At 64.7% G+C, this 22838-nt stretch carries 11 protein-coding genes; 8 read left to right on the top strand and 3 right to left on the bottom strand.

Going from position 1 to position 22838, the window contains the following annotated elements; all coding sequences use genetic code 11:
• Window positions 1-51 precede the first annotated feature (51 nt).
• The 5 genes from V9L21_RS05550 to V9L21_RS05530 all read left to right on the top strand — a co-directional run bounded on the left by V9L21_RS05550 (window position 52) and on the right by V9L21_RS05530 (window position 14990).
• Complete coding sequence (locus V9L21_RS05550; RefSeq protein ID WP_337309856.1) at window positions 52-10104, top strand: hemagglutinin repeat-containing protein; 10053 nt, start codon at window positions 52-54, stop codon at window positions 10102-10104.
• Window positions 10101-11036, top strand: coding sequence for a PoNi-like cognate immunity protein (locus tag V9L21_RS05545; RefSeq protein WP_337309853.1), 936 nt, complete (start codon window positions 10101-10103; stop codon window positions 11034-11036). Before V9L21_RS05550 ends, V9L21_RS05545 begins: the two co-directional genes overlap by 4 nt.
• A gap of 285 nt (window positions 11037-11321) precedes the next feature.
• Window positions 11322-13067 carry a ShlB/FhaC/HecB family hemolysin secretion/activation protein gene (locus V9L21_RS05540; RefSeq protein WP_443304507.1) on the top strand — a complete coding sequence of 582 codons (1746 nt, stop codon included), beginning with the start codon at window positions 11322-11324 and terminating at the stop codon, window positions 13065-13067.
• Between the two features lie 23 nt (window positions 13068-13090).
• Window positions 13091-14068, top strand: a complete 978-nt coding sequence (locus V9L21_RS05535; protein ID WP_337309851.1) for a hypothetical protein — start codon at window positions 13091-13093, stop codon at window positions 14066-14068.
• Between the two features lie 85 nt (window positions 14069-14153).
• Window positions 14154-14990, top strand: a complete 837-nt coding sequence (locus V9L21_RS05530) for a hypothetical protein (protein WP_337309849.1) — start codon at window positions 14154-14156, stop codon at window positions 14988-14990.
• A 26-nt stretch (window positions 14991-15016) separates the two neighbouring features.
• On the opposite strand, the gene mdeB is transcribed toward V9L21_RS05530, so the two are convergent.
• The gene (gene mdeB, locus V9L21_RS05525; RefSeq protein ID WP_337309847.1) at window positions 15017-17680 is read right to left on the bottom strand and encodes an alpha-ketoglutarate dehydrogenase; all 2664 of its coding nucleotides are present in this window, start codon (window positions 17678-17680) and stop codon (window positions 15017-15019) included.
• A 105-nt stretch (window positions 17681-17785) separates the two neighbouring features.
• Between mdeB and V9L21_RS05520 the strand changes: the two genes are divergently transcribed.
• On the top strand, window positions 17786-18271 hold the full coding sequence (locus V9L21_RS05520) for an Lrp/AsnC family transcriptional regulator (protein WP_337309845.1): 486 nt from the start codon (window positions 17786-17788) through the stop codon (window positions 18269-18271).
• A gap of 42 nt (window positions 18272-18313) precedes the next feature.
• Here V9L21_RS05520 and V9L21_RS05515 read toward each other — a convergent pair whose 3' ends face one another.
• Window positions 18314-20578 (bottom strand): PhoX family protein, encoded by a 2265-nt coding sequence (locus V9L21_RS05515; protein WP_337309843.1) that lies wholly within the window; start codon window positions 20576-20578, stop codon window positions 18314-18316.
• Window positions 20579-20677: 99 nt separating this feature from the next.
• Window positions 20678-21814 (bottom strand): murein transglycosylase A, encoded by a 1137-nt coding sequence (gene mltA, locus V9L21_RS05510; protein WP_337309841.1) that lies wholly within the window; start codon window positions 21812-21814, stop codon window positions 20678-20680.
• Here mltA and V9L21_RS05505 point away from each other — a divergent pair.
• Together V9L21_RS05505 and V9L21_RS05500 are read left to right on the top strand one after the other, a co-directional pair.
• Window positions 21813-21974: a hypothetical protein gene (locus V9L21_RS05505; RefSeq protein WP_337309839.1), complete on the top strand. Its 162-nt coding sequence runs from the start codon at window positions 21813-21815 to the stop codon at window positions 21972-21974. The two genes, mltA and V9L21_RS05505, sit on opposite strands and share 2 nt — an antisense overlap.
• Window positions 21975-22171: 197 nt before the next feature.
• Window positions 22172-22831, top strand: coding sequence for an OmpA family protein (locus tag V9L21_RS05500; RefSeq protein ID WP_337309837.1), 660 nt, complete (start codon window positions 22172-22174; stop codon window positions 22829-22831).
• Window positions 22832-22838: the final 7 nt, after the last annotated feature.

The raw sequence follows: 22838 nt of genomic DNA, 5'->3' as shown, positions 1-22838 counted from the left end.
CGCACGCCTTCCAAAGCGGCGTGCATTGCTGTCACGCGGAGAGATCAGGGAATGAATAAAAATTTGCACCGCATTGTGTTCAATGCGAAGCGCGGGCTGCGCATGGTCGTTCAAGAAACGGCCAAGAGCACGGGCAAAGGCGCTTCCAAGGCTACCAGCGGTGCGAGCGCCGCCATCGCCGCCGGTGCGGCAGCCCTGGCGCCCATGCTCGTGGGCGCAGCGCTCGCGGGCATGCTCTCGGCCTCACCCGCCCAAGCCCAGATCGTCGGCGCGCCCAACGTTCCCGCCAACCTCCGCCCCACCGTGATGGTCGCGCCCAACGGCGTGCCGCTCATCAACATCCAGACGCCCAGCGCCGCAGGCGTTTCGCGCAACGTGTACCAGCAGTTGAACGTGGCACCCAACGGTGCCATCCTGAACAACAGCCGCACCAACGTGCAGAGCCAGCTTGGCGGGTTCGTGCAAGGCAATCCGTATCTCGCGACCGGCCCCGCGCGCATCATCCTCAACGAAGTGAACGGCGGCAGCCCGAGCCAACTGCGCGGCTACATCGAAGTCGCGGGGCAGCGTGCCGAAGTGATCATCGCCAACCCAGCCGGCATCAGCGTCAACGGCGGCGGCTTCATCAATGCATCGCGCGCCACGCTGACCACGGGCACGCCGCAGTTCAATGCCATTGGCGGCCTCGACAGCTTTCTGGTGCGCGGCGGCACCATCACCATCGACGGGGCCGGCCTGGACGCCAGTAAGACGGACTACGCCGCGATCCTCGCGCGTGCGGTCGAGGCCAACGCCGGTATCTGGGCCAGCGAGCTGAAGGTGGTGACGGGTGCGAATACCGTGAGCGCCGACCACAGCCAGGTCTCGCCGACCAGCGGCAGCGGCACGGCGCCCACCTTTGCGCTGGACGTGGCCGCGCTCGGTGGCATGTACGCCGGCAAGATCACTCTCATTGGCACCGAGGCCGGGCTGGGCGTGCGCAATGCCGGCACGATCCAGGCCGCACCGGGCGCCACCGCGCTGATGGGTGCGGGCCAGCTGGTGGTGACCAGCGCCGGGCGCCTGGAGAACATCGGAACCATCCAGGCCACCGCCGACGCGAACCTGACGGCAACGGGCATGGCCAACAGCGGCCGCGTGGCCAGCGGCGGCAACCTCAAGATCACGACGCAGGGCGAGCTGGCCAATGCGCTGAACGGCGCGGGCGGCACGCTCGAAGGCGCGCGGCTGGATCTGGCCAGCACGGCGGGCGACATCGACAACCGCGGCGGCACCATCCGCCAGACCAGCAGCGCCGGCTTGGCGCTGAGCGCACCCGCCTTGAGCAACACCAGCGGCGGCGTCATCGGCGCGGAGCCCGTGGGGGCTGCGCCGTCCACGCCCGGCGCTGGAACGGGCGGGGGTACAGGGACGGGAGCAGGAACAGGCGGCACCGCCAGCCCCACCACGCCGTCCACAGGCACTGGCACGGAGACCGGCTCCGGCGGCACCATCACGCCCGCCCCGTACGTGCCGCCGTCGCCGGGAGCGATTGCCGCCGCCGGCACGATCCGCAACGACGGCGGCAAGATCTACGCCGGCGGGCCCATCAGCCTGCAAAGCGCCAACATCAACAACAACGGCGGCACCCTGAACGTCGCCAGCATGGCCGTGAGCCAGCCGACGTTCGACAACCACGGCGGCACGCTGAATGTCAGCAACAGCTTCAGCGCGAATGTCGATCGCTTCGACAACACTGGCGGCACGCTGAACGCGGGCAGCCTGAACATCACCACGACCGGCGACCTGGTCAACGTCGACGGCAAGCTGACCAGTGCCACCGACGCCACGTTGACCGTAGGCGGACAGGCCGACAACACGCGCGGAACGATTGCAGCAACGGGCGCGCTGACGGCCAACGTGGCGGGCGCGCTCAACAACACCGGCGGCACGCTGGTGGCGAATCAGGGCGTCGCGCTCGGCGCGGGCAGCCTGAACAACACGAAGGGCAGCATCCAGTCGGCGCAAGCCGGGGTGCAGCTGACGGTGGCGAATCAGCTGACCAACGGCAGCGGCGGCACGATCGGCGCGGCCACGGACCTGAAGGTGCAGGCGGGGTCGCTCGTCAATGCCAATGGCGCCAGCCTGCGCAGTGCGAACGACGTGAGTGTCGCGGTCGGCGGGGCGATGACCAACGACGGCAGCATCACGGCCGGTCGGCACGCGTCGGTCGCCGCAGGCAGCCTGCAAAGCGACACCACCGGCGTGCTGGGCGCGGGCATCCAGAGCGACGGCAAGCTTGGCGCGGCGGGTGACCTGGTCGTGACCACGAGCGGCGCCCTGGTCGCCAACGGCACCAACCTTGCGGCAGGCAATGCCACGCTGCAGGGCGCGAGTGTCGATCTCTCGGCCAGCCAGACCAGCGCGGCGAACATCGCGGTCACTGCCACGCAAGGCAATGTAGTTACCAGCAGCCAGGCCAAGATCGTGACGCCCGGCGCCTTGCGCATCACGGCCAACGCGCAGCCCGGCCAGACGCTGGTCAACGATGCGGGCACGCTCAATGCCGGCCAGCTGGACCTGAACGTCTCGAACATTGCCAACACGAACGGCGGCGAGATCGTGCAGACCGGCACGGGAGCGACCGGCATTGCCGTATCGGGCACCTTGAACAACGACGGCGGACGCATCGCCAGCAATGGACAGGACCTGAGCCTCAGTGGTGCCAGCATCACCAACACCGGCGGCAAGATCGAGCATGCCGGCACCGGCACGCTGAGCATTGCGGGCGGCAGCTACAGCAGCACCGACGGCCAGATCACAGGCAACGGCGCATTGGCGGTCGCCATGTCAGGCGCCTTCAACCAGAATGGCACCAAGGCCGCGATCAGCGCCAAGCAAATCACCATCGACGCCGGCTCGTTCGGCAACCGCACTGGCGCCCAGATCGTGCAGACCGGCACCGACGCGACGCGCATCACGGTAGTGGGCGCGTTGGACAACAGCGGCGGCACGCTGGCCAGCAATGGCAACACGACCGTCGCCGCCGGCAACCTGACCAATCAGGGTGGCATCCTTCGCGCCGCCGAGACTTCCGACCTCGGCCTGACCGTGGGCGGCTTGCTCGACAACAGCAACAAGGGTGCGATCGGTGCGGGCGGGAACACCACCGTGGTGGCCGGCAGCCTGAACAATGACAAGCTCGGCAGCATCACCGCGGTGGGGGGCTTGACCATCAAGGTGGACGCTGCCGCAACCAACGTCGGCGGCACGCTGGCGGCCAACGGCAACACCACGCTGGTGGCCGGTACGCTGGACAACACCGATGGAACCACGGCGGCAGTCAATGGCAACCTGAGTGTCACGACCAGCGGCGCGACGACGAACAACGGCGGCATCTTGCAGGCCGGCGCCACGATCACGCTGCTCAACAGCGGCCTGAACAATGTCGGTGGCAAGATCTTCGGCAACAGCCTGTCCGTGGACACGCGCGGCAATGCACTGGACAACAGCGCGAAGGGCACGCTGGCAGCGACCACCACCGTGGATGTGAACTCAGGTGCGCTGAACAACGATGCGGGCCTGATCCAGTCCGGTGGCGCCATGACCATCGATACGGCTGGCAACAAGCTGACCAATACCGACGCCAACGACTACCGCACCAAGCCAGAAGACGCGGGGGGCGGTATCACGAGTGCGGACAAGCTGACGCTGAAGAACGTGGGCGAGTTGGACAACGCGGCCGGCTTCATCGGCGCGAAGAATGCGTTGGTGGCCGACACGCAGGCTTTCTCCAACACGGGCAAAGGCCAGGTGCTCGGGCAGTCCACCGTAACGCTCGACACCCATGGCGCCGCATACGACAACACCGGCGGGGAGACGCTGGCGGTGGGCAATCTCAGCATCAATGCCGGAACGTTGACCAATACCACGGGCCTGATTCGCTCTGCGGCCACCACGACGCTCAATGCCGCGAGCATCGTCAACAGCAACACCCAAGGGGCTGAGCAAGGCATCGAAGGCCAGAACGTCGACATCGCCGCGCAGTCCATCATCAACAAATCTGGCGCGATCCGCGCCGACCAGAACACCACGCTGACCAGCAGCGGGAATATCGACAACAGCGCCGGCCTGGTGTCCGCCGGCAAGGTGCTCACCGTCAAAGACCCCGCTGCGGCCAAGACCCTGTCGGTGCTCAACACCGGCGGCACCCTGGTCGGCGGCGAGGACGTCTTCCTCGATGCGGGCTCGGTCAGCTGGGATGGCAAGCTGCTGTCGCTCGGCGACATGACGCTGGCGGTCACCCGGGACATCGCTTTCGCGGCGGGCAGCGAGACCGTCGCGAACCGCAACCTGACCATCTCAACGACGGGCGACATCACCAACAGCGGCAGGCTGGCTGCGGGCAACGATCTGACGCTCTCCGCGAATGACATCAACAACAAAGCCACAGGCGACATCCAGGGCAAGACCACCACGCTGAATGCCAGCGGCACGCTGACCAACCGCGGCGTGATCGACGGCGGCACCACCCGCATCAACGCCACCACGGTGGACAACCTGGGCACCGGCCGGATCTACGGCGACTGGGTCGCTATCGGTGCCGGCACGCTCAATAACGGCGCCGAAACGGTCAACGGCGTGGCCTCGGCTGGCACCATCGCGGCGCGCACTCGCCTGGACATCGGCGCCGGCACCATCAACAACCGGGACGGCGCCCTGATCCTCAGCGCCGGAAACCTCTACATCGGCGGCAAGCTGGTGGACGGCAAGGCCAACGATGCGGACAGCGGCGCGGCCAACGCATTGAACAACCATGCCGCGACCATCGAGGCGGTGCAGGACATGGGAATCAAGACGAATGTCCTGAGCAACACCAACGGCGGCGTGACCTGGACGACGCAGACCAGCTCCGACGGCAAGCAGCACACGGAATACGCACTGCCCGGCAGCGCAACGCGCTATGACGCTAGCCAGCTGGTCTTTGTGAGTGTGGGCGGGCCCAACTTCGACTTCGCGCACATGAACGGGATTCTGTGGCCCAGCTTCGTCAGCTACGCGGCGGGCCCTGTCGCCGGCCCGTTTGCCGGCATTCTGGTGCCGTCCGCCAACTATCCGCTGTCTTGGTACAGGGCCTACTACGCGAACCCACCGCGCAACAGCAGCGACCTGCACGGCACCCGGCAGATAAACATCGATCAGACCGAGTCCTATACGGAGCCGGGTGCCTGGTACTCCCGCACCGATCCGATCTGGGCCACTTTCGGCGTGATGCCGCCGGCCACGGACACTCCGGCCGATGACGCCGAGCGGGCCGCGTACCTCGACGCGCACAAGCGCCTGGACGCCGCGACCGAGGCCTTCATCCGGGACGTGTACGAGAACTACCGGCGCTCCTATTACGCCTGGGTCTACACCGAGTCGACCACCACCCCGGTGCTGCAGACCTCCGCGCCCGCCCGGATCATCGCCGGCGGCAAGATGGACATTGCCGTGGGCAGCGGCACCAACGACATGAGCCAGATCCTTGCCGGTAAGGCGCTCAACGTCACCGGCGGGACCATCACCAACAAGAATGTGGAAGTCTCTGGCGCACAGACCCGCACAGGCTGGCAGCACTTCCAGGCGGGGGTTGGAGATCCTACGCAGGTCACCCCCTACAACACCAGCGATCCCATCACCGTGACCCTGGCTGCGGCACGGCAAGAGGGCAACGTGACGGTGGTGGGCAGCGGCGGATCCACCGGCACGCTCGCGCCTGGCCACACCAACCAGGGCGTCGCCAGCGCCAGCGGCGTCACCCCCGGCAGCCCCTCGAGCGCACCTGGCGGGACTGGTACTGCGGTGAACGCGCCGGGCGCAGGCTCGGGCGGGGCGGCAGGCCCTATCGTTCACCCGATCATCGAGGTGAAACTGGCGTCCAGTTCCGGGACCACGCAGGTCGTGCGCACCACCTTGCCAGGCCTGACCGTGCCCACCGCCAGCCTGTTCCGCACGCATGCGGAAGCCTCGAGCCGCTACCTGATCGAAACCGATCCGCGTTTTGCGAACCAGCGCAACTGGCTCAGCAGCGACTACCTGCTGAACAACCTGGGCCAAGACCCCAACAACACCCTCAAGCGGCTGGGCGACGGCTTCTACGAGCAGCGCCTGATCCGCGAGCAGGTGGCGCAACTGACGGGCTACCGCTATCTGGACGGCTACGACAGCGATGAAGCGCAGTACACCGCGTTGATGGATTCAGGGCTTACCTTTGCGCGCCAGTACGGGCTGCGGCCCGGCATCGCGCTGAGCGACGCCCAGATGGCGCAGCTGACTAGCGACATCGTCTGGCTGGTGGAGCAGACCGTCACGTTGCCGGACGGCAGCACCCAGCGCGTGCTGGTGCCGCAGGTCTACGTGCGCGTGAAGAACGGCGACGTCGACGGCTCGGGCGCCTTGCTGGCCGGCAAGGAGGTCAACATCAAGCTCGATGGCGACCTCGTCAACAGCGGCACCGTCGCCGGACGCAAGACGGTCAGCATCACGGCGGAGAACATCCAGAACCTGAACGGCCGCATCTCCGGCGGCAGCCTCGACCTCAAGGCCCGGACCGACCTGAACAACATCGGCGGCACGATCGACGCGGCCAGCCAGCTCAAGATCGAAGCTGGCCGCGACATCAACGTGCGCACCACGACCAGCACCAGCGCGCTGGCGCTGGACTTCGCACCCGGGGCCGCGAGCCTGCGCGGTGCCACCATCGTCGACCGGGTGGCCGGCCTCTACGTGAGCGACGCCAAGGGCGTGCTGGTGGCTTCGGCCGGGCGCGACGTCAACCTGATTGGCGCCCTCGTCGCGAACAGCGGCAAGGAAGGCACGACCGAGATCGGCGCCGGCCGCGACATCAACCTGGGCACCGTCACCACCGCAAGGCACGACACCACGGTTCGGGACGCCGGCAACTACCGCGCCGAATCCAGCACGCAGGAAGTCGGCACCCGCATCGAGACCAGCGGAGACATTACCCTGCGTGCTGGGCGGGATGTCAGCGTGCGCGCGGCCACCATCAACAGCGCCGAGGGCGCGCTGGAGGTGACCGCCAAGCGCGACATCACCATCGATGCCGGCCAGTCAACCTCGGTGCTCAATGCCGGACGCCGCACCGAAGAGAGTGGCTTCTGGGGCAGCGACCGCAGCATGGAACAGGGCACCTTCGGGTCGACCGGCATCATCGGCAGCAGCCTGGGCGGAAAGACCGTGGTGCTGGATGCAGGCAACGACATCCGCATCCGCGGCTCGAACGTGGTGAGCGATCAGGGCACCGAGCTCTGGGCGGGCAACAACATCACCATCGAAGCTGCGACGCAGACGCGCGACAGCCAGTATGTCCGTGAGGAATCGAACAGCGGCATGTTCGATGCGAACTCGGGATGGACCTGGGGCCACCAGGACATGCGCAGCACCAGCAAGACCGGCGAGAGCACCGCCGTGGGCAGCACCGTCGGGGCGATCTCAGGCAATGTCACGATCACGGCTGGCAATCGCTACAGCCAAGTGGGCAGCGATGTGATCGCGCCAGGCGGCGATATCGATATATGGGCGCGCGACGTCCAGATCGTCGAGGCGCGCGAGACAAGCCGCAGCGAAAGCACACAGAGCTTCTCCCAGGGCGGCATCACGCTGGGGATCAAGGCGCCGCTGCTCGACCTGCTGCGGAACCTTGGGGAAACCACCCAGGCGATGGGCGACACCAAAGATGCCCGCATGCAAGCACTGGGGGCGGCGAGTATGGGGCTCAGCGGCTACTCAGCATATCAGGATGTCTCCAAGGCCGCCGCTACGAACAAGGGAACCGGCGCCGTCAGCATGGGCGCCACTTTGACCTTGGGCAGCAGTTCCAGCGAGTCCACCAGCACCCAAAGTAGCAACACGTCGGCCGGCTCGCGTGTGCAGGCTGGTGGCAACATCACCATCACCGCAAGCGGCGGCGGGGGGGATTCCAACATCCTCATACGCGGCAGCGAGATTGACGCCGGCAAAAATGTCAATCTCTCGGCGGACAACAACATCAGGCTCGAGGCGGCGGCGAACACCCAAGAGCAGAGTTCCACCAGCCACAGCAGCAACGCGAGCATCGGCGTGGGCTACACCTTTGGGTCTAGCAACGGCTTCACAATCGAGGTGGCCGCGGGAAGCCAGAGCGGGCGCGACAATGGCACGGACGGCGCATGGACGAACACCACGATCAATGCAGGCCAGCAGGTCAACATCGCCAGCGGCGGCGACACCACCGTTCGTGGCGCCACGGTGTCGGGCGAACGTATCAACGCGGACGTGGGCGGCAACCTGCACATCGAGACATTGCAGGACACCAGCACGTACCACAGCCAGAACAGCGGTGGGGGTTTCAATGCCACCATCTGCGTGTGGTGGTGCGTTGGCGACAGCAGCGTCAGCGTGAATGCCCACAGCATGCGCGGGGACGGCGACTTCGCGAGCGCGACACAGCAAAGCGGGTTCCTGGCGGGTGACGGCGGTTTCGGTGTCAACGTGGCGGGCAACACCAATCTCGTCGGCGGGGTGATCAGCAGTACGGATATCGCAGTAAGTGGAAGCCAGAACCGCTTCACAACCGGCAGTCTGACGATGACCGACTTGGTCAACCACGACACCTTCAAAGGCAGCGGCTACAGCATCAGCGTCAGCACGAGCACTGCGGGGACAGGCTCTGGAGGCGCTGGAATCGGCAGCAATGACATCAACGAATCCAGCACCACGCGAAGCGGCATCTCGGGCATCGCAGGCAACACGGAGGTGCGCACCGGCTTAGACACCACCAATGCGCTGCAGGCGACCGATGGCGCGCAGGCCATGCGCGACGTGCAGGCGCAGATTCAGATCACAGCTGCATTTGGCCGTGAGGCAACGACGGCGGCGGCGACGTACGCAGATCGGCAGGCCGTCCTCGCACGGCAGGGGCTCAATGAAGAAGAAGCACGGAAATGGGACGAGGGTGGCGAGTATCGTGTGGCGCTCCATACGGCTATCGGGTTTCTGACCGGCAATCTGTCGGGAGCTGCAGGCTCGCTATTGAGCGCGACGGCGCTTCCGGAAATCGGAGAAATGATTGCGGGCATGGGCTTGCCTGAAGCAGTCCGGGTTGCGCTGACGCAGGTCGCGGGATTGGCTTTAGGTGCAGCGACAGGCAGCGTTGCGGGCGCAGCGGCTTCGTTCAATACCGCCCAAAACTATGTGAGTCACAGTCCATTTGCGAATGTGCGACTAGCCGTTTCTCGAGAGAATGCCCGACTCCTTAGGGCGTGCGGCAACGATTGCACGCTGGCGGATTTTCGACGTATCGACCTGCAGGTGCAGCAGTTGGAATCGATCGCGCAGGATTTGGAGATAAAGAAGCGTTCTGGGTTGACTGCGGATCAAGCGCTGCGGCTTGGCGAAAACATCGCCGCCATGCTGCCCTATTACGGCGCACCCATCGCCCTGTATCAAGCCATCACTGGCGAAAGTCTCAGCGGCAGCGAGTTAAGCACTGTCGAACGCTTCTTCAACGGTATCGCAGCAGCTATCCCGGTCGGCAGCGGAGCTTACAAACTGATCAGCGGCTACATAGCCGATCTGAAATTGGCTGCAAGCGTCGGCGGAGTTGCAGCAAACGGCAAGCCGCTGATGGACTTCAGCAAGCTGTCGAGTGCGCAAAAAGGGATTGTGGGGGAGTTGCTCGGCGCGAACACTGTGAAGAATGTACTGCCGGAAGGGTCAACGCGCTTGGGTCGCATGGGTGAGGTTGGCAGCCAAGGCATCGACGACCTCTACAAGGTAACAAGCACAAATGTGGACTACGTCGTTGTGGAATACAAGTTTGGGACCTCGACGCTGGGCAATACTGCCGACGGGCTGCAAATGAGTGACGGATGGGTTTTAGGGAGCGACCGGTTGCTCAATGTGGTCGGGAATCCTGCCGAGGTGATCAAAATCAAGGATGCGATTGCTGCTGGCAGGGTCGAGAAATGGGTCGTACATACCGATCCCGCTGGTGGATCTTCTGTTTGGATCGTCGACGCTGCAGGGAGAATCGCCCGAGCGGACTCAACGATCACAAGCCAAATACTGGGGAATATCAAGTGATTCGTGATGCACTCAAAGGACAAGACTTCTGGGATCGATGGATCGACCACTACGTTTATGAGGTCGACCATCGCCAAAAGCGTATTGAGGCTCCATTCGAGCGCGAGGATTACAAACCGCAGTACGTCTACGAGCTATCCAAGACCTATCTCTGGTTAGCTTTGCACCGTTATTCAAGAGGTGACTCGATCAGCGAGTTGTCGCAATATTTCGAGCCACTACTTCACTACTGGGAGGAGTCCGAGAAGCTAGGACTAGAAGTATGGACGCCCGAGCAGCAACGCGTTCGCCATACGTGGTCCATCAATTTGGATTTTTACGTCGATTGCTTCTGGCTGGTTAGTTTGGGAATTTCTCTCGAGGTGTCCGATGCGCAGTGGTGCAGATTGGTCGCACTCGTCGGGAATGAGGGCCAAGATGCTTTACTAGATCGCATCATTGCCACGCGAACAACCGAGCGGCGTATTGGTGCTTCGCTGTGCTATCCCAAGCCTTACGCTCGTCTCGTCGAAGCCATCGATGCACCACGTTCACAGCAAGCATCCCTGCTTGCGAAGTTTGTCGAGGGCTGGTATGGGAGCATTGGCGCCGCGACCAAGTTCGGGCGTGACAAGCAGGCCGTTGCTCACAAGGAGCCCTATTGGCACCGCTATCACCTGTTGGAGGGTGGTTATTTCGGGTACTGGTGTCTCGAAGCCGTCGCTGCCGCAAAGGTTTTTGGTTTGGATGACAGCCAATGCATTGGTCATCCGCATTACCCTGGGGATCTCCTTCGTCCAGACATTGACACTGCGCCGGACATGTCCCGGCTGGAGCCCGAATTGACAGCCTCCGTGGGTGTCCCGCCTGAGCCGCCATTCACGGGCGAAGCTCGGCAGATAAGTTCTTGGGAAGCGCTGAAGTTACTAATGAAGAACAAGCTTGGAAAGTGACTTGAGCTACAGCTATGTCCGCTTGGTCGAACGTTCGTCATTTCAGCGACCAGTTGTCTCTGGGCGGCAAGATTCTGGCCCCTAAGCCTGGCGCGAAATACCGGGCGCGCCTTTTTCAAGGCCGGGCTGACGTGTTCGCTTTCGATTACTTCGATGGGCAGCTCGCCGGTCGAAACAAAGGATGCGCCGTACGCGCGCGTCCACCCAGATAACCCGCACCAGCAACCAGACGGCGTGACTGCGTGCGCAGTCGCCCTTTGCGCGTCGCGTACCGCACATCTCAAAATGAACCCAAAAAATCGACCGCTTACGCGTCTGTTGACGACGGCCATCCTCGGCATGCCGCCGCTCGCATCAGCGCAACTGGCGAGTGCTCCCCAGCCCTTCGTTGAACAGCAACGCCAGCAGGAACGCGAACGCGCCCTGCGCGAGCAGAACGAGCGCACCGTCGATCAACGCCCGCAGGCGGCCCCGCCTGCACCGGTGGCGCGCATTCCCGAAACCGAAGCCCCGTGCTTTCGGATCGACCGCGTGCTGCTGGTCGGCGAGCAGGCCGAATTGTTCCAATGGGCGGTTTCCGATCTGTCGGGCCCCGAGGGCAACGATTCGCCTGTTGGCCGCTGCCTGGGCACGGCAGGCGTGAACGTGGTGCTCGCCCGCGCCCAGCAGGCGGCCATCGCGCGCGGCTTTGTCACCACCCGCGTGCTGGCCGCGCCGCAGGATCTTTCGACCGGCACCCTGACCCTGTCGCTGGTGCCCGGACGCATCGCGACCATCGGCCTGACGCCGGATTCTTCCGCGGCGCTGCTGGGAAGCGGCGCCTTGCTGGGCTCCGCCATTCCGGCCCGGCCGGGCGACCTGCTGAACCTGCGCGACATCGAGCAAGGCCTGGAGAACCTCAAGCGCGCCCCCACGGCCGAGGCCGACATCCAGATCGAGCCCTCGACCGCGCCCGATGCCAAGCCGGGCGACAGCGACCTGGTGGTCAAGTACGTGCAGGCGCGCAAGGTGCGGCTCACGCTGAGCCTGGACGACAGCGGCACCAAGGCCACAGGCCGCAACCAGGCCGGAGCCACGGTGTCGGTGGACAACCCCTTCGGGCTGAACGACCTGTTCTACCTGAGCGCCAACCACAGCATCAACAGCCACTTTCTCTCGGAGCCGAGCTACGGCACCGAGGGCCAGACGGTGCATTACTCGCTGCCGTATGGCTATTGGATGCTGGGGTTCACGGCCTCAAACAGCCAATACCACCAGAGCGTGGCGGGGCTGAACCAGAACTATGTGTATGCGGGCAAGACCAACAACGCCGAGGTCAAGCTCTCGCGCCTGCTGTATCGCGACCAGAGCCGCAAGACGACGCTGGCGCTCAAGGGCTTCCGGCGCGAGTCGCGCAACTTTGTGGACGACACCGAGGTCGACGTGCAGCACCGCGTGGTGGGCGGCTGGGAGCTCGGCCTCAATCACAAGGAGTTCATCGGCGAGGCCACGCTGGAAGGCACGCTGGCTTTGAAGCACGGGACGGGTGGCTTCGGGTCCATTGCGGCGCCGGAAGAAGAGTTTGGCGAAGGCACCTCGCGCATGAAGCTGTACACGGCCGAGGTGAGCCTGAATGCGCCGTTCAAGCTGGGCGAGCAGAAGCTGCGCTATTCGGGCTTGATCCGCGCGCAGTGGAACCGCACGCCGCTGACGCCGCAGGACCGGTTTTCGATTGGCGGGCGCTACACGGTGCGCGGCTTCGACGGCGAGACGAGCCTGATGGGGGAGCGGGGCTGGCTGATTCGCAATGACATCGGATGGGCCATGGACCAGAGCGGGGCGGAGCTGTATGTCGGCGCCGACTACGGGCATGTGGGCGGGCGCTCGACGGTGGACTTGCTGGGTCGCAGCCTGGCGGGTGCGGTGGTCGGGGTGCGGGGGCAGTGGAGCAAGTTGAGCTATGACTTCTTCATGGGGGCGCCGATCCGCAAGCCCGAGGGGTATCGCACGGCCAAAACCACTTTTGGATTCAACCTGAACGCAAGTTTCTAAACAAAAAAGGGAGTATCAAGAAAATGAAAAAACAAGTGATCGCGAAGGCAGTTGCCTTGCTCGCAATCGGCGTGCTGCATGGCTGCGGCGGAGGAGGTGGTGGCGGAGGCGGTGGTGCCTTTCTGCCTATCGCCGCCGCTCCTGCAGCAGCACCGCCCGCACCGCCTGCGCCCGCACCCGAACCACAACCTCCCGCGGTCATACCGCCAGAAGCCGCTTCTTCGACCGATCCGACTGCATGCATCACAGCCCCGCAGCCTGGCTCGACGGCGGCCGTAGGCAACGGGTACGAGGGCGTCTGGCATCAGCCGGCTACAAACGGAAGCAACGGACTGATGCTTCTGGGTGCAACTGGCGATGCAGTCGGCTTCACCGTGCCAGCGTCTGCTGGCACGTATCCGATCGAGAGCCTGTTCCATGGTTCGTTCAATTTCGACACTGCCAACTTGGCTTGGCAGATCGCGAGCGGCAAGGTCAACGAATATCCGCTGGCAACCTGGGGCGCGCTTTCCGGTAGCGGCACCTTCGTGCCGAAGACGACTCTGGACGGCTCCTATGCCGAAGCGGCTGGCGCGCCCAAGCCCTTCGGGCCGTGGAAATACGAAATCGAAAACTCGTTGGCTGTCGATTCGGCGCTACTCACTGGTGCTTGGGGCGGCTTCATGACCCAAATCTTGGGCTCGATCAATATTGCGTCAGATGGCAGTTTCACCGGTTCGACTGCGACTTCCAGCCCCATGGGTGCATGTGCCCTGACTGGCAGTGTTTTGCCAAGAGATGCAGGAACACTCAAGAACAATTTGCGCGTGACGCTCAATTCGACCGACGCAGCTCAAGCAGGCCAGAAAAGCTGTGCAATGGTCGCGCTTCAGGACGGTACGGCCTTTGTCGACGTGAACCAGAGCACGACCGATGGCGTGTGCAAACGGTCGATGAGCCTGTATATGTTTTTCAAGGACGCGACCGGGAACCAGCTAGCGAGCTTGTCGTTTCCGAAGTAGCGCGCCGCAAACAAATCGCAACGGCACGGCCCGAGCCGCACCGGGTTCAACTTGAATGCGAGTTTTTGATCAAGGGAGGATTCCAATGAAAGCAACGAAAGAAAAAATCTCCGCAAGTGCGGCTGCTCTGCGATGTGGCGCACTCGGCATCGCGCTTCTCCTCTCGGCATGCGTCACGCATCCACCATTGGCCGCAACGCAGCCGGAGGAAGCCGCAGTCTCGGCGCCCCCGCTGAGCAGCTACGCGGCGACGGATGGGCTCGTGCCCGTGGGCACGACGAAGATGCGTCTGAACGGCAAACAGTATCCAAGCGGCTTCGAGCAGCTGCGCATCGTGCGTCGTGATCACACAGGCCAGGCCGTGGCGATGCAGGTGGCGCTCAACGTGGGCCTTGCAGTGGTAACAGGGGGGAGAGGAGGGTTCGTGCAAGGCTTCTCCAAGAATGAACTGATCGGCGACGCCGTCCCAGAACTGGCGGGGCAGTCATGGGCCAGCAATCCCGGTCTGAAAGAACTGCCGCAAGCGCTCGGCGAGATCGCTACCCGCGTTTATGCAGCCCGGGCGTGGACGGAACTGGAGCGAGGCCGCAGCGAGGGCGGATGGACGCGCGAAGACATGCATGCTGCCGCACAGCTGCCGGCTGAGGCCGACGCGCCGGTCAACCCGGGCGTGTGGAGATTGGTCTACGAAAACCTGTCGGGGCAAGACGAGCTTTACCGCCTGCAGTTCAGCGCGGGACTAGGCTTGGCAAGCCTGCGTTTTGGCTTGCCCCCCATGCCGGCCAACTGTTTCTACCAGTCCGAGCCTGCCGCCTGGACTGCATGGCAAGCCGACAGCTGGCAGCGCCTGCGCGAGGAACGCGCCAAGGCCTTGGGACAGTGCATCGAGACACTGGGTCAGACCAAAGGGCGCCTGTGGTGAAGGATGTTTCTTCGCAAGCGCCTAGCTCACCCTAACGCATAACGCGCCGCCCGCGCAATGCTCCCCGCATCCACCCCAAAGAACTCCCGCAGCGCCGCGCGCGTATCGCTGCGGCCGAACCCATCCGTTCCCAACGTGAGATAGCGGCGGCCTTCGGGCAAAAAGGCGCGCACGCTCTCGGGCACGGCGCGCACGTAGTCGGTGGCGGCGATGATCGGGCCCTTTCCGGCGCCAAGCTGCTGCGTGATGAACGGCGCACCGGCCTCTTTCTCGCCCGCGATCGCGCGCTGCTCGCAAGCCAGCCCGTCACGCGCAAGTTCGCTCCAGCTCGTCACGCTGAACACCTCGGCCTCGATGCCTTCGTCGGCCAGCAGCTGTGCTGCCTTGACAACTTCGGTGAGGATGGCGCCCGAGCCCATGAGCGTGACGACCTTCTTCGTTTTCGCCTTGCCTGAAGCAGCCGGCGCATACACGCCGAAGCGATAGCAGCCGCGCAGAATGTCCGCCTCTGCACCCTCGGGCACATCGGGCTGCGCGTAGTTCTCGTTCATGAGCGTGACGTAATAGAACACGTCCTTCTGCTCGACCATCATTTCGCGGATGCCCGCATCGACGATGACCGCCATCTCGCCCGCAAATGCGGGGTCATAGGCCTTGCAGTTCGGAATGGTCGCGGCCACCAGGTGGCTGCTGCCGTCCTGGTGCTGCAGGCCCTCGCCGCCCAAGGTGGTGCGGCCCGAGGTGGCGCCCAGCAAGAAGCCGCGCGCACGTTGGTCGGCCGCGGCCCAGATGGCGTCGCCCACGCGCTGAAAGCCGAACATCGAGTAGTAGATGTAGAACGGCAGCATGGCCAGGCCGTGCACGCTGTAGCTGGTGGCGGCTGCCGTCCAGCTGGCAATGGCGCCGGCTTCGCTGATGCCTTCTTCCAGAATCTGTCCGTCGGTGGCTTCGCGGTAGCTCAGCACCGAGCCGATGTCTTCGGGCGCATAGCGCTGGCCCACGCTCGAATAGATGCCGACCTGCTTGAACAGGTTGGCCATGCCGAAGGTGCGCGCCTCGTCGGCCACGATGGGCACGATGCGCGGGCCCAAGGCCTTGTCCTTCATGAGGTTGCCCAGCATGCGCACGAAGGCCATGGTGGTGCTCATTTCCTTGCCGGCCGCCGCTGTCGCGAATTGCGCGTAGCTTGCGATGTCGGGCTTGGGCACGACGTCGCACGCGGTCTCGCGGCGGGGCATGGCGCCGCCGAGCGCAGCGCGGTGGCTGCGCAGGTACTGCATCTCTGCGCTGTCTTCGGGCGGGCGGTAGAAGTCCATCGCAATGGCCTGCGCATCGGTCAGCGGCAGGTTGAAGCGGTCGCGAAACTCGATGAGATCGACGTCGCCCATCTTCTTGTGCGAGTGCGTGGTCATCTTGCCCTGCGCGGCGCTGCCCATGCCATAGCCCTTCTTGGTGTGGGCGAGGATCACGGTCGGTTGACCCTTGTGTGCGGCCGCGGCGGCATAGGCGGCGTATATCTTTACGAGGTCATGGCCGCCGCGCTTCAAGCGGTCGATCTGCTCATCGGTCATGCCTTCTGCAAGTCGAGCAAGCTCGGGGTTCTGGCCGAAGAAGTTGTCGCGGTTGAAGCGGCCGTCCTTGGCCGCAAAGGTCTGCATCTGGCCATCGACGGTGTTGGCGAACACGCGCGCCAGCGCGCCGCTCACGTCCTGCGCGAAGAGGCCGTCCCAGTCGCTGCCCCACACGAGCTTGATGACGTTCCAGCCCGCGCCGGCAAACAGCTTTTCAAGCTCGTCGATGATGCGGCCGTTGCCGCGCACCGGGCCGTCGAGGCGCTGCAGATTGCAATTGACCACCCACACGAGGTTGTCGAGCTTCTCTCGCGCGGCAAGCGTCAATGCGCTCATCGATTCGGGCTCGTCCATTTCGCCGTCGCCGAACACGCCCCACACTTTGCGGCCCTCGCAGTCGAGCAGGTTGCGGTGCGTGAGGTAGCGCATGAAGCGCGCGTGGTAAATCGAGCTGATCGGGCCGATGCCCATCGAGCCGGTGGGGAACTGCCAGAAGTCCGGCATCAGGTAGGGATGCGGATAGCTGCTCAAGCCGCGTGCGCCGCTGCCCTGGGTGAAGGCGGGCGCGGTCAGTTCCTGGCGATAGTGCTTCAGGTCGTCTTCGCTGAGGCGGCCTTCGAGGTAAGCGCGTGCGTAAACGCCGGGTGCGCTGTGCGGCTGAAAGAACACCAAGTCGCCTCGATGATTTTCATCGCGCGCATGAAAGAAGTGATTGAAGCCGGTCTCGAACAAATCGGCCGCACTGGCATAGCTTGCAATGTGGCCGCCCAGTTCGCCGTACGCCTGGTTGGCCTTCGCCACCATCGCAAGCGCGTTCCAGCGCATGAGCGACGCCAGGCGCTCTTCGACGGCCAGGTCGCCCGGAAACGGCGGCTGGTCTTCCACCGCAATGGTGTTGACGTAAGGCGTCGCGAGTTCGGGCTGCCAACCGATGCGTTGCTGCCGCGCAAGGCGGGCGAGCTCCACCAGCATCTGCCGCGCGCGCTGGGGGCCGTGCGTTTGCGCCAGCGCCAGGAAGGCATCGCGCCATTCGGCGGTCTCGGCAGGGTCGGGGTCGTGCGAGAGCGGCGCGTCGAGCAGCAGCGCGTGCATCTGGTCGTTTGAAATCGGGGCGTTCATGCCGGCACTTTAGGCCGCAACGGCAAGAATTAGCTACCGGCTTGGGCATACCCATGGCAACAGCGCAGCATAAAATTCCTGAAAACCAACCAAACGCCGCATTTCGTGCAACTCGACACCATTGACCTGCGCATCCTCGACGAGCTGCAACGCGACGGCGGGTTATCGAACGTGGAGCTTGCGCGCCGCGTTCAGCTGTCGCCCTCGCCATGCCTCGCACGCGTGAAGGCGCTGGAAGCCGGCGGCGTAATCGACCGCTATGTGGCGCTCGCGAATGCAAAGGCGCTGGGTCTGGGGCTCAACGTGTTCATCTCGATCAGCCTCACCACGCAAAGCAAGCAGTCACTCGCCGACTTCGAGCAACGCATTGCCGAGCACGACGAAGTGATGGAGTGCTACCTGATGACGGGCGACAGCGACTACCTGATCCGCATCGCGGTGGCGGACATGGCGGCGCTGGAGAAGTTCATCCTGGAACAGCTCACGCCGATTCCAGGCATCGAAAAGATCCGCTCGAGCTTTGCGCTCAAGCAGGTCAGATACAAAACGGCGCTGCCGTTGCCGGTAGCGCCGCTTCAATTCAAAGGGTGAGCCAGCCACCCGCACGGGCGGCTGGCTCACGGCCGGCCGTGGTCAGCTGCCGACGCGCCCGCCGTCGTCCTTGGTGATGACGATGGTTGCCGAACGCGGGCGCTTGCCTGCGCCGTAGCCTGCATTGGAAGGCCACTGGCTGGTGTACTTCGACGGGTCCGCCAGGTTGGCTTGCTTGGTGCTTTCGCCTGGGTGCTGGATGTTGACGAAGATCGCCTTGCCGTCCGGCGTTTCGCACAGGCCGGTGAGTTCGCAGCCCGAAGGGCCGACCAGGAAGCGCTTGAGCGTGTCCGCCGTCGGTTGCTTGCCGATCATGGTGTCGACCGTGTACTGCGTGCTGTCCGCGCGCTGGTAGGTCAGGGTCTTCTTGGCGCCGTCGCCGACCTGGCCCGGCAGGGCGGCCAACATCATGCAGTTGGTCACGTCGGTGTAGGCGCCGTCATCGGTCTGGATCCAGCAGATACCCGTCGAACGGCTGAACACCAGGCCGTCGGGGCTGGAGAAGTCCTGGTCGCCGGTGAGCTTCGACAGGTTCACCGTGTCGGCGTTGGCGCCCGACTCGGCGCCAAAGGCGTAGACGTCCCAACGGAAGCTGGTGCTCGCCGGATTGCCGCCGGCATCTGCCATGCGCAGGATGTGGCCGTTCGGGTTGCCGGACTGCGCGGTGGCGCCCTTCATGTCGGTGTAGACGCGCGGGTTCGCCGGATCGGGAGCCAACTGCGTGGACGAGGTCGGGGACGGTTCGATGCGCCGGTTGCTGTTGTTGGTCAGCGTGAGGTAGACCTCGCCGTTGGCCGGGTTGGTGGCGCACCACTCGGGGCGGTCCATCTTGGTGGCACCCACGGCGTCGCCGGCGAGGCGCGCGTTGACCACCACGTCGGCCAGGTTCGCGAACGAATAGCCGGCAAAGCCTGCCACCGCCGGGTTCGACAGCGACAGCTCCTGCCAGGTGCCCGCGCCGTCAGCTTCGAAGCGCGCCACGTAGAGCGTGCCTTGGTCGAGGTACTTGGCGCCGGTGGCGAGCGGATCGGCCGGGTTGGCATCGGCCTCGGACCAGACCGCGTCGGAAACGAACTTGTAGAAGTATTCGTTGCGTGCGTCGTCGCCCATGTAGCAGGCCACCTTCTGGCCCGCAACCGGCTTGCTGAACGCGATGCTCTCGTGTGCGTAGCGGCCCAGGGCGGTGCGCTTCACGCCAAGCTTCGACTTGTCGTACGGATCGAATTCGACGACGAAGCCCATGCCGTTCATTTCGTTGCGGTAGTCGTCGGTACCGTCGATGGAAGCGCCGGTCTTGCTGATGTTCCAGCGCTGGTACTTGTCGTCAGCGCCGGCGGTTTCCCAGCCGTGGCGGCTCGCGGTGCCTTCGGCGCGGCCATAGCGCTTGAGCGAGGTCACGCTCTTGTCGTTGCCGCGTGCGACATCGTCGCCCACTGCGCGGGTGAAGTAGTTCACCCAGTTTTCTTCGCCGGTGAGGAAAGTGCCCCATGGCGTCTTGCCGGTGCCGCAGTTGTTGAGCGTGCCGCGCGTCTTGACGCCGGTGGCCGAGTACTTCGTCTTCATCAGCGCGTCGCCCTTGGCGGGGCCGGCGATGTCGATCTCGGTCAGCGGCGTCACGCGGTGGTTGAATGCCGAATCCCGGACGTAGCTCCACTTGCCGGCGCCGTCCTTGCGCACCTCGAGCACTGCAATGCCGTGGACGGCAACTTCCTTGTCCACTTCCGCGGCCGGGCGGGGCAGCGTGGTGGTGCCGCCGTTGGCGTGCAGGAAGAACGAGGAGAGCGTTTCGTCGGTGGTCGCCTCATGGTTCACCGCGAGCAGGCCGCGGTCGATGCTCGAGTCGGAGCGCTTGCCGTCGGCGCCCAGGCCAAACCACTCCATGCCGTCGTGGTGGTCGCCGCCGCGGTTTTCAAAGTCGGTATCGGTGCCGTCGTTCGCATAGGCGGGCGTGGTGCCGGACAGCGGGTCGCCCAGGGCATAGACAACGCTGGCGCTGTAGCCGACGGGAATGACCACGCTGTCGGCCAGGCTCTTCGCCACGGCGCCAAAGCCCAGCAGCTTTTCGACCGGACCAGGGGCCGGGCCGGGAGCTGGCGCGGGCGCCGGGGCCGGTGCAGGTGCCGGAGGAAGAATCGGAAAACCCACGCCGCCACCGCCGCTGCCGCCGCCGCAGGCGGTCAGCACGGCAGAGCCGACACCGCCCAGCAGCAGGCCACGACGGCTGAGCCGATTGGCCAGAACGCTGTCGAACGTGGGGTTGGCGGAACGATTGGAGTCTTCGTCGTTGAAATCGATGCGGTCTGACATTGGAGGAGTTCGTGGGGTGTTGAAAAAAACACCCCATGCTAGGAAGCCCCCATGACATCGCCGTGAATCCGAAATGACAGCTCGCTTACGTCCTATGTCTTACTGCTTTGGCCACAGCGCCCACAAGCGCAGCGGCTGGTTCATGCTGGCGGCCAGCCGGCCGGCGTCGGCACCGGTGCCGGCAAAGTAGTCGGCACGCACGGCGCCGACGATGGCGCTGCCGGTGTCCTGCGCGACCACGAGTTTCTGCAGCTGCGCGGCGGGGCCGCTCGACGCGAGCCACACCGGCGTGCCGTACGGAATGCTTTCGCGGTCGACCGCGATGGAGCGCCCCGCCGTGAGCGGCACGCCCTGCGCACCGCGCGGGCCAAACGAAGCGTCCAGCTCGCTCAGGGTCTCTTCGCGGAAGAACACATAGCGCGGATTGCTCCACAGCAATTGCGACACGCGCTGCGGATTCTGCGCGGCCCATGCCTTGGTGTCGTCAGGCCATTTGCCGACCTTGGCCACGCCTTGCGAAATGAGCCATTGCTGCACGCTCTTGTAGGGCTGCTCATTCGTGGCTGAGAACGCCACGCGCACGGTGCGCTGCACGCCGTTGGCTTCGGTGATGCGAAGACGCCCGGAGCCTTGGATGTGCAGCATGAGCGCGTCGATGGGGTCGGCCATCCACGCGATCTCGCGGCCGCGCAGTGCCGCCTGGGCCTCGGGCAGGGTTTCGATCTCTTGCCGGCTGTACCAGGGGCGGCGCGGCACCAGGCCTTCCGGCGCCTGGTAGATCGGAACATTGAAAGTGGCGGTGGGCACGCGCGAGGCGTCATACACCGGCTCGTAGTAGCTCGTGAGCTTGCCTTCGCTCGAGCCCGCGAGCGACTCGACCCGGTAGGGCTGCAGCCTGTCGGTCATCCACTGGCGCTGCTCTTCGGGCGTGGCAATGGCCAGCTGGCGCACGTCGCGGCACAGCGGGGCAAAAGCCGCGTTGGGGCGCGCGCAGTTGGCAAGCAGCGCAATCCAGGCTTCGTGCAGCGGATCGTCGCTGAAACCCGGAAGCTCCGACCAGCCGACGGGGACCCATCGGCTCTTGGGATGCGCCAGCGAGCCGGTCAGGGGCCCGAGGTCGCGCGGGGGTGTCACGGTGGGGCGTGCCGGGGTTTCCGGCGCGCGCGGGCTGAGCGAGCAGCCCGCCATCGTTGCTACGATCGCGAGCCCTACCAGCCACTGGAGTCCATTTCTCATGGGTTTGATTTTGCTTGAAGCCCTCGGGGCCGGGCTCGTGCTCATATTGATCGTCTGGTGGACCATGTTTTCCGGTCGAAAGAAAGGTGAACTGCACGACGAGGACGAGGCCGCCGATGACAACAAATCGTCCAGGAAGGACCACCCTCCCGAAGCGTGAATTTCTTGCGTAGCCCCAAACCGCAGGGAAATGTCGGAGAAGAGGCCATTCGCTATTACTTTAGTAGCAATCATCGCAGCATTCATCGGACATGGCGAAAGGTTTTCCTGTTTTCCGCAGATCGGGAAGGCCGTACCATCGCAAGCTTGCCGAAGCTAAGCTGTGGCCCGCCTGATTCATCCTTGAAAGGGAAAGCCATGAAAAAATTCGTTCTCGCCACCACCGCCGCCGCACTCGTCCTGTCTGGATGCGCCGGCGGCATGACCGACACCCAGCGCAACACCGGCATCGGTGCCGGCATCGGCGCCCTGGGCGGTGCGGCCATCGGCTCCGCCACCGGCGGCAACCGCGGTGCCATCGGCACCGGTGCCGTGGTCGGTGCCGCAGCCGGCGCGCTCGGCGGCTACCTGTGGTCGCAGCGCATGGAAAACCAGAAGCGCCAGATGGAAGCCGCCACGCAAGGCACCGGCGTGGCCGTCACGCAAACGCCGAACAACGAGCTCAAGCTCCAGATCCCGAGCGATGTGTCGTTCGACGTGGGCCGCGCCAACATCAAGTCGAACTTCGCGCCCGTGCTCGACCAGTTCGCAAGCGGGCTGCGCAACAACCCGAACGCCGAGATGCGCATCATCGGCCACACCGACAGCACCGGCTCGGACGCCATCAACAACCCGCTGTCGGTCGACCGTGCCGCCAGCACGCGCGACTACCTGGTGGCACGCGGCGTGAGCGCCGCGGCCTTCCGCATCGAAGGCCACGGCTCGCGTGAGCCCATTGCCGACAACAACAGCGATGCCGGCCGGGCCCAGAACCGCCGCGTCGAAATTTTTGTGGGCGAGCGCGCACCGCGAGGCTGAACTCGCC

It is taken from the genome of Variovorax sp. CCNWLW235 (assembly GCF_037204085.1).
GTDB lineage: Bacteria > Pseudomonadota > Gammaproteobacteria > Burkholderiales > Burkholderiaceae_C > Variovorax.
This window is presented reverse-complemented; position numbering and strand designations above follow the sequence as displayed.

What these genes read in the sequence shown, in the direction of transcription:
- V9L21_RS05550 (WP_337309856.1), top strand. Translation starts at nt 52, where the DNA reads ATGAATAAAAATTTGCACCGCATTGTGTTCAATGCGAAGCGCGGGCTG.
- V9L21_RS05540 (WP_443304507.1), top strand. Translation starts at nt 11,322, where the DNA reads ATGAACCCAAAAAATCGACCGCTTACGCGTCTGTTGACGACGGCCATC.
- V9L21_RS05535 (WP_337309851.1), top strand. Translation starts at nt 13,091, where the DNA reads ATGAAAAAACAAGTGATCGCGAAGGCAGTTGCCTTGCTCGCAATCGGC.
- V9L21_RS05530 (WP_337309849.1), top strand. Translation starts at nt 14,154, where the DNA reads ATGAAAGCAACGAAAGAAAAAATCTCCGCAAGTGCGGCTGCTCTGCGA.
- mdeB (WP_337309847.1), bottom strand. Translation starts at nt 17,680, where the DNA reads ATGAACGCCCCGATTTCAAACGACCAGATGCACGCGCTGCTGCTCGAC.
- V9L21_RS05515 (WP_337309843.1), bottom strand. Translation starts at nt 20,578, where the DNA reads ATGTCAGACCGCATCGATTTCAACGACGAAGACTCCAATCGTTCCGCC.
- V9L21_RS05505 (WP_337309839.1), top strand. Translation starts at nt 21,813, where the DNA reads ATGGGTTTGATTTTGCTTGAAGCCCTCGGGGCCGGGCTCGTGCTCATA.
- mltA (WP_337309841.1), bottom strand. Translation starts at nt 21,814, where the DNA reads ATGAGAAATGGACTCCAGTGGCTGGTAGGGCTCGCGATCGTAGCAACG.
- V9L21_RS05500 (WP_337309837.1), top strand. Translation starts at nt 22,172, where the DNA reads ATGAAAAAATTCGTTCTCGCCACCACCGCCGCCGCACTCGTCCTGTCT.